The organism is Scandinavium sp. (genome assembly GCF_036271055.1).
GTDB lineage: Bacteria > Pseudomonadota > Gammaproteobacteria > Enterobacterales > Enterobacteriaceae > Scandinavium.
In genome coordinates this window covers 129,219-142,356 of record NZ_DATBBJ010000073.1, presented here as the reverse complement: position 1 = coordinate 142,356, position 13,138 = coordinate 129,219, and the positions used below count along the sequence as shown (strand labels likewise).

Sequence of the window (13,138 nt, the reverse complement as noted above, 5' to 3'; positions counted from 1 at the left end):
TCACATTGCTTCCAGTATTGTTTGCCCGCCTTGTGCGGGCTTTTTTTGTTATTTTTGCAAAGAAAAAAGGCCGCAAGAGCGGCCTTTTTGGTTAATCAGAAATTATTCTGCTTTGGGCGAAGCGTTTTCGACTCGGCTTTTCAACTTCTGGCCGGGTCTGAAGGTCACTACGCGCCGGGCTGTAATGGGAATATCTTCGCCCGTCTTCGGGTTGCGCCCGGGGCGTTGATTTTTATCGCGCAAATCGAAGTTACCAAAACCGGAGAGTTTTACCTGCTCACCGTTTTCCAGAGCGCGACGGATCTCTTCGAAAAACAACTCTACCAGTTCTTTGGCATCCCGTTTGCTAAGCCCAAGCTTATCAAACAGATATTCTGACATTTCAGCTTTTGTAAGCGCCATAGGTTCAATCCCTCAATGAGGCCTGGAATCGCTCTTTTAATGCCTCTACACATTTGGCAACGGTAGCGGCAATCTCCTCTTCTTCCAGTGTACGGCTGGTATCCTGAAGGATCAGGCTGATTGCGAGGCTCTTGAAACCGTCCTCAACGCCCTTACCGCGGTACACATCAAACAAGTTTACGCCAACTACCTGATTTACGCCAACTTTCTTACACTCGGCGAGAATTTCAGCGGCAGGGACGTTTTCAGCCACGACCACAGCGATGTCGCGACGGTTTGCCGGGAAGCGAGAAATTTCTTTCGCCTCAGGCACCACGCGGTCTGCGAGCTTGTTCCACTCCAGCTCAAACACCATCGTGCGTCCGTTCAGGTCCAGTTTACGTTCTAGCTCTGGATGAACAACCCCAATGAAACCAATACGTTCGCCTTTCAGATAAATCGCCGCAGACTGTCCCGGATGTAGCGCTGGATTGGCTTCGGTTTTGAACTGGATATCACCCAGTTTACCGGTCAAGTCCAACACAGATTCGAGATCGCCTTTTAAATCATAGAAATCAACTGTCTCTTTCGCCAGGTTCCAATGCTCTTCGTAGCGGTTACCGCACATCACGCCGCTCAGCATCACATCCTGACGGATGCCCAACGGGGCCTGAGTGTCCGGTACAAAGCGCAGTCCGCTTTCGAAAATACGCACGCGGCTCTGTTGACGGTTCTGGTTATATACCACTGTGCTCAACAGACCCGTCCACAAGGACAAGCGCATCGCCGACATTTCGCTGGAAATTGGGCTTGGCAAGATCAGCGCGTCTTCACCCGGGTGAATAAACTGCTGCACTTTCGGGTCGACAAAGCTGTAGGTGATCACTTCCTGGTAGCCTTTGTCATTCAGCATAGTTTTCACACGCTTGAGTGACAAGTTTGCTTCCTGATGATGACCCATAATCAGGCCGGCCTGAACGGGCATATCTGGAATATTGTTGTAGCCATAGACGCGGGCTACTTCTTCTACCAGGTCCTCTTCAATTTCCATATCGAAACGCCAGCTCGGCGCAACGGCCTGCCACTGGTCCTGCCCTTCGGTAACTTCACAGCCCAGACGGCGCAGAATATCGCTCACCTGTTCGTCAGCAATGTGATGCCCAATCAGGCGATCCAGTTTGCTACGACGCAGCGTAATGGTGGCACGTTTCGGCAGTGTGCTTTCATTCGTCACATCAATAACCGGGCCGACTTCGCCGCCGCAGATATCAATCAGAAGACGGGTAGCACGCTCCATTGCTTTGTACTGCAGCGCAGGATCGACACCACGCTCGTAACGGTGAGAAGCATCGGTGTGCAGACCGTGACGACGCGCACGACCGGTAATGGAGAGCGGGCTGAAGAACGCACATTCCAGCAGTACATTTTGCGTTTCATCGTTCACGCCAGAGTGCTCGCCGCCAAAGATGCCGCCCATGGCCAGCGCTTTAGTGTGGTCAGCAATCACCAGCGTGTCAGCATTCAGCTTGGCTTCGTTGCCGTCCAGCAGCACCAGGGTTTCCCCCTCTTTTGCCATACGCACAACGATACCGCCGTCGATTCGATCCAAATCGAAGGCATGCATTGGCTGACCCAGTTCCAGCAGCACGTAGTTGGTCACATCAACCACTGCATCGATAGAACGGATGCCGCAACGACGCAGTTTCTCTTTCATCCACAGCGGCGTAGGTGCTTTTACGTTGATGCCTTTCACAACACGGCCCAGATAACGCGGGCACGCGTCTGGTGCTTCAACGTTAATGGAGAAGGTATCGTTGATGGTCGCAGCCACAGGCGCCATTTCTGGCTCGTTCAGCGGCTGCTGATTCAGTACCGCAACGTCGCGTGCAACACCGATAATACCCAGGCAATCGGCGCGGTTTGGCGTCACGCTGATTTCGATGGTGTTGTCATTGAGTTTCAGGTATTCGCGGATGTCGGTCCCCAGCGGGGCATCTGCTGGCAATTCGATAATACCGTCGTGATCGTCGGAAATACCCAGTTCAGAGAACGAGCACAGCATCCCTTCTGACGGCTCGCCGCGCAGTTTTGCTGCTTTAATTTTGAAATCGCCAGGCAGTACAGCACCAATCGTGGCGACCGCAACTTTAAGCCCCTGACGGCAGTTTGGTGCGCCGCAGACGATGTCCAGCAGACGCTCGCCGCCGACGTTGATTTTGGTCACGCGCAGTTTGTCAGCATTCGGATGCTGAGCGCACTCAACCACTTCGCCAACCACAACGCCGTTGAATGCGCCAGCTACTGGCTCAACGCCGTCAACTTCCAGGCCTGCCATGGTGATTTGGCCTGACAGCGCTTCGCTGTCAATCGCCGGGTTAACCCATTCGCGTAACCACAGTTCACTGAATTTCATTGTTCTGTCCTGCCCTTATTTAAACTGTTTGAGGAAACGCAGATCATTTTCGAAGAACGCACGCAGATCGGTGACGCCGTAGCGCAGCATGGTCAGACGCTCCATGCCCATTCCGAATGCAAAGCCGGAGTAGACTTCCGGATCGATTCCGACGTTACGCAGCACATTTGGGTGAACCATGCCGCAACCCAGCACTTCCAGCCACTTGCCGTTTTTACCCATCACATCCACTTCTGCGGATGGCTCGGTGAACGGGAAGTACGAAGGACGGAAACGAATCTGCAAGTCTTCTTCAAAGAAGTTACGCAGGAAGTCGTGCAGCGTGCCTTTCAGATTCGTGAAGCTGATGTTGGTATCAACAATCAGGCCTTCCATCTGATGAAACATTGGGGTGTGAGTCTGGTCGTAATCGTTACGATAGACACGGCCCGGTGCGATAATACGGATTGGCGGCTGTTGACCTTTCATGGTGCGGATCTGCACGCCAGACGTCTGGGTGCGCAGCAGACGTGTCGCATCGAACCAGAAAGTGTCGTGGTCAGCACGTGCCGGGTGATGGCCTGGAATATTCAGAGCATCGAAGTTGTGATAATCATCTTCGATTTCCGGGCCAGTAGCCACGGTAAAGCCGAGCTCACCGAAGAAACTTTCAATGCGGTCGATGGTGCGCGTGACCGGATGCAGACCACCGGTCTCAATGCGACGGCCTGGCAGAGAAACGTCGATGGTTTCTGCTGCAAGACGAGCATTCAGCGCGGCACCTTCCAGCGAGGCTTTACGTTCGTTGAGCGCCTGCTGAACTTGTTCTTTTGCTTCGTTAATAACCGCACCTGCCGCCGGGCGCTCTTCTGCCGGCAATTCACGCAGGGTTGTCATCTGAAGGGTCAGATGCCCTTTTTTACCCAGATATTCGACACGCACGTTATCCAGCGCGGTGACATCTGAAGCTTCGTTAATGGCGGCCTTGGCACTGGCAACCAGCTCTGCGAGATGTGACATGGTTTTCCTCAATAATGTCGATGCAAACACCCGTTTGCGGACTTAATCTCTTGAATGCTTTATACGAAAAAAGCCTCCCTGGGGAGGCTTTCTGGCGCTGTTTTCCGTTTCGTCTTTCACGCGCTAGCCCCCTGGAATCAGGTGCTAAAGTAAAAAAAGAAGCGGAAAATAGCAGCGTTCATGCTTGCGTTACCTTGTCTGATATTGGCAGTGAAGTGCTTATTGGAAAGTCTTCACCTTGAAAAGTCAACGACTTGCTGATTCTATACGAGAATCTGAAACAAAAAGAGGGAGGCTTGCCTCCCTCTTCAACTGGCTTTACGCCAGAGCTGATTTCGCTTTTTCGACCAGAGCGGTGAACGCTACTTTGTCGAATACTGCGATGTCAGCCAGGATCTTACGGTCAATTTCAACAGAAGCTTTTTTCAGGCCGTTGATGAATTTGCTGTAAGAAATACCGTTCTGACGTGCTGCTGCGTTAATACGCGCAATCCACAGTTGACGGAACTGACGCTTACGTTGACGACGGTCACGGTAAGCGTACTGACCTGCTTTGATAACAGCCTGGAAGGCAACGCGGTATACGCGTGAACGCGCACCGTAGTAACCTTTGGCTTGTTTCAAAATTTTCTTGTGACGTGCACGTGCTACTACACCACGTTTTACGCGAGCCATATGTGCTCTCCTGTTCTATATTCTTGATTAAAAAAGTTAAACGTTAACGACTTATGCGTACGGAAGGCACGCAATTACCAGACCCAAATCGCCTTTAGAAACCATGGCTTTTGGACGCAGGTGACGTTTACGCTTAGTAGCTTTTTTGGTCAGAATATGACGCAGGTTAGCGTGCTTGTGCTTAAAACCACCTTTACCGGTTTTTTTGAAGCGCTTAGCAGCACCGCGTACGGTCTTAATTTTTGGCATCTTAATAACTTCCACTTCGCATTGTTGAAAAATGAAACGTAGGCGAACAAAACCCGCGAGGCCCGAGAGCCTCACAGATAATGCTACTTGAAGGCCTTACTGTTTCTTCTTAGGAGCGAGCACCATGATCATCTGGCGGCCTTCGATCCTTGTTGGGAAGGATTCGACTACTGCCAGTTCACTCAGATCGTCACGGACGCGGTTAAGCACTTCCATACCAATCTGTTGGTGGGCCATCTCACGACCGCGGAAACGCAGCGTGATTTTGGCCTTATCGCCCTCTTCGAGAAAGCGTATCAGGCTGCGGAGTTTTACCTGATAATCGCCATCGTCGGTGCCAGGACGGAATTTAATTTCCTTAACCTGAACAATCTTTTGCTTCTTCTTCTGTTCCTTAGAAGATTTGCTTTTTTCATAGAGGAATTTGCCGTAGTCCATGATTCGGCAAACTGGCGGTTCGGCGTTAGGGCTGATCTCTACCAGATCCACTCCTGCTTCTTCAGCTTTTTCCAGAGCTTCTCTCAGACTCACTATACCAAGCTGTTCGCCTTCCAGACCTGTTAAGCGAACTTCCTGAACTCGAATCTCGCCATTGATACGATTCGGACGTGCCGTTTGTACTCGTTTTCCGCCTTTAATACTTTATTCCTCCAGTTGTTGAAGACTGCGGCTGCGTATTTCTTGTAGCAGCTTCTCGATCACTTCGTTTACGTCCATAGTGCCGAGGTCTTTTCCGCGACGGGTGCGCACGGCAACTTTGCCTGCTTCAACCTCTTTGTCGCCACAAACCAGCATATACGGGACACGACGTAATGTGTGCTCGCGGATTTTAAAGCCAATCTTCTCATTTCTCAAGTCTGCTTTTACGCGAATGCCCGCATTTTGTAGTTTGCGCGTCAATTCATTCACGTAATCAGCCTGTGAATCGGTGATATTCATCACCACGACCTGCACAGGTGCGAGCCAAGTCGGGAAGAATCCAGCGAACTCTTCGGTCAGAATACCGATGAAGCGTTCGATGGAACCCAGAATGGCGCGGTGAATCATCACCGGCACCTGACGCTCGTTGCTTTCGCCTACATAAGAGGCGCTAAGACGTTGCGGCAGGGAGAAGTCCAGCTGTACTGTTCCGCACTGCCAGGCACGATCGAGGCAGTCATACAGGGTAAATTCAATTTTCGGGCCGTAGAAGGCACCTTCACCCAGTTGATACTCAAACGGGATGTTGTTTTCTTCCAGAGCCACGGCCAGATCGGCTTCCGCACGATCCCATGTTTCATCACTACCGATGCGTTTTTCCGGACGGGTAGACAGCTTGACGACGATTTTCTCGAAGCCAAAGGTGCTGTACATATCGTAGACCATACGGATACAAGCGTTCACTTCATCGCGCACTTGTTCTTCTGTACAGAAGATATGAGCATCGTCCTGAGTAAAGCCACGAACACGCATCAAGCCATGCAACGCACCTGACGGCTCGTTACGATGGCAGCTACCGAACTCCGCCATACGCAGCGGCAGATCGCGATAGGATTTCAGACCCTGATTGAAGATCTGAACATGACCCGGGCAGTTCATCGGCTTGATGCAGTATTCACGGTTCTCAGAAGAGGTGGTGAACATCGCATCTTTGTAGTTTTCCCAGTGGCCTGTTTTTTCCCACAGGACACGGTCCATCATGAACGGGCCTTTCACTTCCTGGTACTGGTATTCTTTCAGCTTAGAGCGTACGAATGTTTCCAGTTCACGGAAGATAGTCCAGCCATCGTTATGCCAGAACACCATACCCGGCGCTTCTTCCTGCATATGATACAGGTCAAGCTGCTTACCGATTTTACGGTGGTCGCGTTTCGCCGCTTCTTCCAGACGCAGCAGATAGGCATTAAGCGCTTTCTTATCGGTCCATGCAGTACCGTAGATACGCTGCAACATTTTATTGTCGCTGTCGCCACGCCAGTAGGCGCCTGCTGTTTTCATCAGTTTGAAATGATGGCAAAAACGCATATTCGGCACGTGCGGACCGCGGCACATGTCGACGTATTCTTCGTGATGATACAAGCCAGGCTTGTCATCATGCGCGATGTTTTCATCAAGGATGGAGACTTTATAGCTTTCACCGCGATTCACAAACGTTTCACGCGCTTCGTGCCAGCTCACCTTTTTCTTGATGACATCGTAGTTCTTCTCCGCCAGCTCGTGCATGCGCTTTTCGAGGGCGTCGATATCTTCCTGGGTCAGGGTGTGGTCGAGATCAACGTCATAGTAAAAACCGTTGTCAACGACCGGGCCAATCGCCATTTTAGTATGCGGCCACAGCTGTTTGATAGCGTGCCCCAGCAGGTGCGCACAGGAGTGGCGAATGATCTCCAGACCTTCTTCGTCTTTCGCGGTAATCAGCGACAGCGTTGAGTCTTGCTCGATGAGATCAGATGCATCCACCAGTTCACCGTTAACACGACCCGCAATGGTGGCTTTCGCCAGACCCGGACCAATATCCAGGGCCACATCCATTGGGCTTACGGCGTTATCGAAATGGCGTTGGCTGCCATCAGGAAGAGTAATTACAGGCATTTTATATCCTTATCAGCAGTGGTGCCCCACACGAAAGAGCACTTGCAAACAATTTTGAAAAGTTAATTGCAGGGGGTATCAGGTTTCTCGCTTCACTCTGCGGAAACAGACTTCGCGCAACACGTTGCCCTCTGTCTTCCTGATACGTGCAATTAAGTACCCGTACATACTACACGTCTTGTGCCGGGGTTAAAAGCCTGCCATTTCCCACTGAAATTTAAATAAAGACTTGAAACATCATCGATGTTGTCAGGCTGCTGTGTTTTCCGCACCATACGCGCCTTTGAGCGGAGCTTTTATGCGTCACCTTCTGGCCTTCTTGCAGCAATATGGGATTGATCTTAACAATCCATCGTCGCTGTTCATCGTATTCGGGTATATCTTTGTTACCGCGCTGGTGGTGCATTTTGTCTTTAAGTTCATCCTGCACAAAATTGAAAAACACGCTGAGAATGGCTCTCGTCCGTGGCTAAAAATATTCACCCAAAATAAATTATTCCGCCGGGTCTCACTGACCATCCAGGGTATTCTGGTGAACGTTCAGCTGGGTTTTTATCTCGAAACGGGTAGCCACGCAGGCGTCATTATCAATATCTGCTCGCAGCTATGGATCCTGCTGTTCGCCCTGCTCTCTTTCTTCTCGCTTCTGGACGTTATTCTCAAACTGTCGCGCCAGTACCAGTTTGCCGGTCAGCTCCCACTGCGCGGTATTTTCCAGGGCGTAAAACTGGTTGCCGCATCCATTGTTGCCATCGTGATGATCTCCCTGCTGATCGGTAAATCCCCTGCCATTCTGTTCAGCGGATTGGGTGCAATGGCGGCGGTCCTGATGTTGGTGTTTAAAGACCCACTGCTGGGATTGGTCGCAGGCATCCAGCTTTCTGCCAACACGATGCTGCATATGGGCGACTGGTTGGAGATGCCGAAATATGGGGCAGATGGCACGGTTATCGATATCGGGCTGACCACTGTGAAGGTGCAAAACTGGGATAACACTATTACCACCATCCCAACCTATGCGCTGGTGTCTGATGCGTTCAAAAACTGGAGCTATATGTCTGCGTCAGGCGGCCGCCGTATCAAACGTAGCGTGTTTATCGACAGCACCAGTATTCACTTCATTTCAGCGGATGAACAGCAGCGTTTGAGCCAGGTTGATCTGCTCAAGCCATGGCTTAACGAACAGAGCCAAAAAATGGCGGGATGCAGTGCTGACAGCAGCGTGCTGAATAAAGAAAGCATCACCAATATCGGTGCTTTCCGTGCCTGGTTGACCGAATACTTGCACCAACATCCGAAAATCCGCAAAGACATGACGTTGATGGTGCGCCAGTTGCCGCCGGGTGCAGAAGGTCTTCCGCTGGAAATTTATGCCTTCACTAACACCGTGGAGTGGCTGAAATACGAAGCCATTCAGGCTGATATTTTCGACCACATCTATGCGGTCATTGAAGAGTTTGGTCTGCGTATTTATCAGCGACCATCGGGCAACGATCTTCGTCGAGAAGCGTCAGCCTGCTAAAGATAGAGGGCGCATTATGCGCCCTGTTTAAATGCTCTGACGCTAATGCCTTCCGCGTCCAGACGCTGACGAATTTGCCGCGCCATTTCTACTGCACCCGGACTGTCGCCGTGTACGCAAATCGAATCAGCACAGATTGGCGTGAACTCACCCTCAATGGACATCACGCCCCCTTTTGTGATCATCTCTACCACACGCTGAGCCACTTCCTGAGCGTCATGAATAACCGCCCCTGAGTCACGCCGGGAAACCAGCGTTCCATCCCGATGATATGCCCGATCGGCGAAGGCTTCAGCGACCGTATGCACGCCAGCTTCCCGCGCCCAACCTATCAACGCAGAACCCGCCAGCGCCACCAACGATAGCGACTTATCAACCGCGAGCATGCCAGCAATGACCGCCATTGCCTGGCGTTTATCATGAGCAATCGTGTTGTATAGCGCGCCGTGCGGCTTAACGTAACTCACGCATGTTCCTGCCGCAGCAGCTAACCCTTTAAGCGCACCAATCTGATAAATCACATCCGCCGTTAGCTCATCACTTGCCACATCCATATTGCGACGACCAAAGCCGACCAAATCGGGATAGGAGACATGCGCCCCGACGACAACACCCAATTGCTGAGCGGCTCTCAATGTTTCAAGGATGCCCGCAGGGGATCCGGCATGAAAACCGCACGCCACATTTGCACTGCTGATCAGCGGTAAAATAGCGGCATCTTCGCCCATCACCCACTGGCCGTAGCTTTCACCTAAATCGCTATTTAAATCAATGCATGGTGGTGCAGCAGACATCTTATGAGTCTCCGGACGGTTTGGCTTACGTTAATAAAGCTGGTGTATCACTGTTGCAATCGTTTTACCACGAGAGACTGGTCATGGCGTTGCAGAAACAATCAGGCCGGATTGCTCCGGCCTGAAAAATTACATCTTATAACCCAGTGTAACCGTCGTGCGTCGATCGGTATGCTCCGGTGCCGATGCAGGCGGTTCGGAGTTCCAGGTCACGTTATACGCCACTTTCAGACCAAAGTTGTCGTTAATGGCTACGTCAAGCGCGGTCTCGGAGTTGAGGGTGGTGTCATCTGCACCGAACACCGAAAGACCCTGAGTGAATTTGGTGGTGTCGGTCATCTGCCACGCATAGGTGCCAGAAGCATAACCCAGCGGCTGAGTTTTGGTTTCACCGTCGGTGTACTCATCGTAACGTACACCAGGACCGAATTCGAAACGCAGACTGTGAACCGGCCCGTTGAGGATCTGACGACCATAACCTGCGGTGAACACATCACGCTGACGGTAGCCGTTGTAGCGGTCGGTCAGCCAGCTTGCCTGGCCGAACAGATAATCTGCATCGGTGATGTTGTAACGCGAACGACCGCCGACTGAATAGGTTTCAGACGAACGCTCATCGTTAGAAGACGTGTTGCTGGCGTTGCCCCACAGTGACCATGCCGTCGAATCGCCGTACCAGGTCAGGGTGGAATCCGCAGTCAGGGAAGAACTTTTAGTATTGCCAGACTGGGCCAGGTAACCCCCGTTGATCTTGCCTTCAAACGGTTTCTTCGCCGTGGAAGGGTCATCCATGACAGTAAAAACGGTATTATCAGCCATGGCGTGCAACGACGCAAAAAGGCCCCCCGCGAGCACAACTACTGCGGGTACTGTCTTGAAAAGCTTCATTTATTAATAGTCCGTACAACAAAAAAAGAGACCATTACGGTCCCGGAAACTTTCGCGAGGATCAACGACAGGCGGTCCTAAGAAAGGTAACAAATTATAAAAAGGCGTGAATAACATAGCAATGAATTCTTGTTTCATTTTTTGAATAAGAACGATCTCAAATCGCGTTTTATTTCATAAAAATACCTACGCTAAAGGGATTGTAAAAATGCGCAAAATCATATCCTTGTCACTTTCTTAAACCCCCTTGAAGTGCCAGGCTTAGCGCTGACCATAAAATCGGTGACCCGTCAGGGTCATAAATGGAGGTAATCGAATGGTTAATATCTATACGCTTACGCTGGCCCCGTCTCTCGACAGCGCAACGCTCACTCCGCAAATTTATCCTGAAGGCAAATTACGCTGTAGCGCCCCGGTATTTGAACCTGGTGGCGGCGGGATTAACGTCGCGCGTGCAATAGCCTTTCTTGGCGGTGAGGCTACCGCGATATTCCCTGCGGGGGGCGCAACGGGTGAACATCTAGTGGCGTTACTTGCCGATGAACAGGTGCCAGTCGAAACGGTCGCCGCCAATGACTGGACCCGTCAAAACTTGCATGTGCATGTCGAAACCAGCGGTGAACAGTATCGTTTCGTGATGCCAGGCGCTGCGCTGAGCGAAGACGAATTCCATCAGCTTGAACAAAAAGTGCTGCAAATAGAAGTCGGCGCGATCCTCGTTATCAGCGGCAGTCTCCCGCCTGGTGTCAGTATTTCGAAACTGGTCGAGCTGATTCAATCGGCACAACAGCATGGCATCCGCTGCGTCGTCGACAGTTCCGGTGATGCGCTGGCCGCTGCACTGGAAGTGGGTAATCTCGAATTGGTGAAACCTAACCAAAAAGAACTCAGCGCGCTGGTTCAACGCGAATTAACCCAGCCTGACGATGTGCGTAAAGCCGCCGAGGTAATTGTTCGTAGCGGCAAAGCCCGCAGGGTCGTGGTGTCACTTGGTCCGCAAGGTGCGTTGGGCGTGGATGCCAGCGGTAGCGTGCAGGTCGTCCCGCCGCCAGTCAAAAGCCAAAGTACGGTGGGGGCTGGCGACAGCATGGTCGGTGCAATGACCCTGAAACTTGCAGAAAATGCGCCGCTGGACGAAATGGTTCGCTACGGCGTTGCGGCCGGGAGCGCGGCAACCATAAATCAGGGCACCCGTTTATGCTCACTCGAAAACACCCGCAATATTTACGATTATCTATGCCGAAGCTGAGCTTGATCCCCGCCGTTAACGCGGCGGAGGTCGAAAAATAGCCGTAATCGGCTATGCTATCAAAACTCCATGGTTAACAACGAGGTTCCCGATGAGCGGCGATATCACGCGTTACGTGGTGACAGTGAGCTTTCACGAAGAGACGCTGACTGAAATCAATGAACTCAATAATCATCTGACTCGCGCCGGTTTTACCCTGACGCTGACGGATGACGAAGGCAAAGTCCACGATCTTGGCACGAATACGTTTGGGCTTGTCAGCCCCCAAAGTGCAGACGACATCAAAATTCTGACGACTGGTTTGGCGGAAACAGCAATTGGTCAAAAGCCAGAGGTCAGCGTCGTGACGTTTGAACACTGGTTGCAAAACAACGCAGCCGATACGGCAAATTAAAACGCGCAGTTGTGCGTCAGTTCGAGTTTTTTCACCGCATTTATGCGCTAACCTTATGATCTGGCGGAAAACATGGGGAGAGAGAGCATGTGGCAAGCGATCTGTAGCCTGTTGAAAGAGCACGGAGACGGCGAAATCGAGCTGCGCAACGAGCTGCCCGGCGGAGAAATCCACGCCGCATGGCATCTGCGCATCAGTGGTCAGGATTATTTCGTCAAATGCGATGAGCGGGAAATGCTGCCCATCTTCACTGCAGAAGCCGATCAACTCGATCTGCTCTCGCGGAGTAACACCGTCGCCGTACCCGAGGTGTACGCCGTGGGCAGCGATCGGGATTACAGTTTCATGGTGATGGAGTTTCTGCCCCCTCGCCCGCTGGATGCGCACAACGCGTTTTTACTCGGTCAGCAATTAGCCCGCCTGCACCAGTGGAGCGATCAACCTCAGTTTGGCCTCGATTTCGACAACGACCTTTCCACAACACCACAGCCCAACGCGTGGCAACGCCGCTGGTCGAATTTCTTTGCGGAACAACGTATCGGCTGGCAATTAGAACTTGCAGCGGAAAAAGGACTGGCGTTCGGCAATATTGATGCCATCGTCGAACACATTCATCAGCGTTTGAGTTCACATCAGCCGCAGGCTTCACTGCTGCATGGTGATTTATGGTCTGGCAACTGCGCGCTGGGGCCATCTGGTCCGTATATTTTTGACCCGGCCTGTTACTGGGGGGATCGTGAATGCGATTTGGCTATGCTACCTCTTCACCCAGAACAGCCTCCGCAAATTTATGATGGCTATCAATCAGTATCACCGCTGCCGTCAGGTTTTCTGGAACGCCAGCCGGTCTACCAGCTTTATACGCTACTGAATCGTGCCATTCTATTTGGTGGTCAACATCTAATGACTGCACAAAAAGCACTGGACCGGGTATTAGCGGCATAAAAAAAGGTTCACCGCAGTTAAGCGTGAACCTTATATAAAAGCCGGCATCGCTGCCGGC

Annotated in this window: 14 protein-coding genes and 1 other annotated feature; of the genes, 4 read left to right on the top strand and 10 right to left on the bottom strand. The window is 51.7% G+C overall.

Going from position 1 to position 13,138, the window contains the following annotated elements; all coding sequences use genetic code 11:
• Positions 1-102: 102 nt before the first annotated feature.
• The 8 genes from ihfA to thrS all read right to left on the bottom strand — a co-directional run bounded on the left by ihfA (position 103) and on the right by thrS (position 7,288).
• Positions 103-402, bottom strand: a complete 300-nt coding sequence (ihfA, locus tag VH187_RS14420; protein ID WP_006820203.1) for an integration host factor subunit alpha — start codon at positions 400-402, stop codon at positions 103-105.
• Between the two features lie 4 nt (positions 403-406).
• Positions 407-2,794 (bottom strand): phenylalanine--tRNA ligase subunit beta, encoded by a 2,388-nt coding sequence (gene pheT, locus VH187_RS14415; protein ID WP_329702136.1) that lies wholly within the window; start codon positions 2,792-2,794, stop codon positions 407-409.
• A gap of 15 nt (positions 2,795-2,809) precedes the next feature.
• Positions 2,810-3,793 (bottom strand): phenylalanine--tRNA ligase subunit alpha, encoded by a 984-nt coding sequence (pheS, locus tag VH187_RS14410; RefSeq protein ID WP_329702135.1) that lies wholly within the window; start codon positions 3,791-3,793, stop codon positions 2,810-2,812.
• Positions 3,794-3,856: 63 nt separating this feature from the next.
• Positions 3,857-3,980: a sequence feature (Phe leader region), on the bottom strand.
• Positions 3,931-3,975 carry a pheST operon leader peptide PheM gene (gene pheM / locus VH187_RS14405; RefSeq protein WP_001386830.1) on the bottom strand — a complete coding sequence of 15 codons (45 nt, stop codon included), beginning with the start codon at positions 3,973-3,975 and terminating at the stop codon, positions 3,931-3,933. (Overlaps the previous feature by 45 nt.)
• A gap of 131 nt (positions 3,981-4,111) precedes the next feature.
• Positions 4,112-4,468 carry a 50S ribosomal protein L20 gene (gene rplT, locus VH187_RS14400; protein ID WP_002440151.1) on the bottom strand — a complete coding sequence of 119 codons (357 nt, stop codon included), beginning with the start codon at positions 4,466-4,468 and terminating at the stop codon, positions 4,112-4,114.
• 51 nt (positions 4,469-4,519) lie between these two features.
• Positions 4,520-4,717 (bottom strand): 50S ribosomal protein L35, encoded by a 198-nt coding sequence (gene rpmI, locus VH187_RS14395; RefSeq protein WP_001124225.1) that lies wholly within the window; start codon positions 4,715-4,717, stop codon positions 4,520-4,522.
• A gap of 96 nt (positions 4,718-4,813) precedes the next feature.
• A complete protein-coding gene (infC, locus tag VH187_RS14390; RefSeq protein WP_329702468.1) occupies positions 4,814-5,356 on the bottom strand; it encodes a translation initiation factor IF-3 in 543 nt (180 codons plus the stop codon).
• Between the two features lie 3 nt (positions 5,357-5,359).
• Positions 5,360-7,288, bottom strand: a complete 1,929-nt coding sequence (gene thrS, locus VH187_RS14385) for a threonine--tRNA ligase (RefSeq protein WP_329702134.1) — start codon at positions 7,286-7,288, stop codon at positions 5,360-5,362.
• A 298-nt stretch (positions 7,289-7,586) separates the two neighbouring features.
• On the opposite strand from thrS, the gene VH187_RS14380 reads away from it, so the two are divergent.
• Positions 7,587-8,810 (top strand): mechanosensitive ion channel family protein, encoded by a 1,224-nt coding sequence (locus VH187_RS14380; protein WP_329702133.1) that lies wholly within the window; start codon positions 7,587-7,589, stop codon positions 8,808-8,810.
• Between the two features lie 14 nt (positions 8,811-8,824).
• Here the strand turns inward: VH187_RS14380 and VH187_RS14375 are convergent, their stop codons facing one another.
• Together VH187_RS14375 and VH187_RS14370 are read right to left on the bottom strand one after the other, a co-directional pair.
• Positions 8,825-9,604 (bottom strand): LamB/YcsF family protein, encoded by a 780-nt coding sequence (locus VH187_RS14375; RefSeq protein ID WP_329702132.1) that lies wholly within the window; start codon positions 9,602-9,604, stop codon positions 8,825-8,827.
• A gap of 129 nt (positions 9,605-9,733) precedes the next feature.
• Positions 9,734-10,492, bottom strand: a complete 759-nt coding sequence (locus tag VH187_RS14370) for a DUF481 domain-containing protein (RefSeq protein WP_329702131.1) — start codon at positions 10,490-10,492, stop codon at positions 9,734-9,736.
• A gap of 316 nt (positions 10,493-10,808) precedes the next feature.
• Between VH187_RS14370 and pfkB the strand changes: the two genes are divergently transcribed.
• The 3 genes from pfkB to VH187_RS14355 all read left to right on the top strand — a co-directional run bounded on the left by pfkB (position 10,809) and on the right by VH187_RS14355 (position 13,080).
• Positions 10,809-11,741 (top strand): 6-phosphofructokinase II, encoded by a 933-nt coding sequence (pfkB, locus tag VH187_RS14365; protein WP_329702130.1) that lies wholly within the window; start codon positions 10,809-10,811, stop codon positions 11,739-11,741.
• A 91-nt stretch (positions 11,742-11,832) separates the two neighbouring features.
• Positions 11,833-12,135: a type V toxin-antitoxin system endoribonuclease antitoxin GhoS gene (gene ghoS / locus VH187_RS14360; RefSeq protein WP_329702129.1), complete on the top strand. Its 303-nt coding sequence runs from the start codon at positions 11,833-11,835 to the stop codon at positions 12,133-12,135.
• Positions 12,136-12,222: 87 nt separating this feature from the next.
• Positions 12,223-13,080: a fructosamine kinase family protein gene (locus VH187_RS14355; RefSeq protein WP_329702128.1), complete on the top strand. Its 858-nt coding sequence runs from the start codon at positions 12,223-12,225 to the stop codon at positions 13,078-13,080.
• Positions 13,081-13,138: the final 58 nt, after the last annotated feature.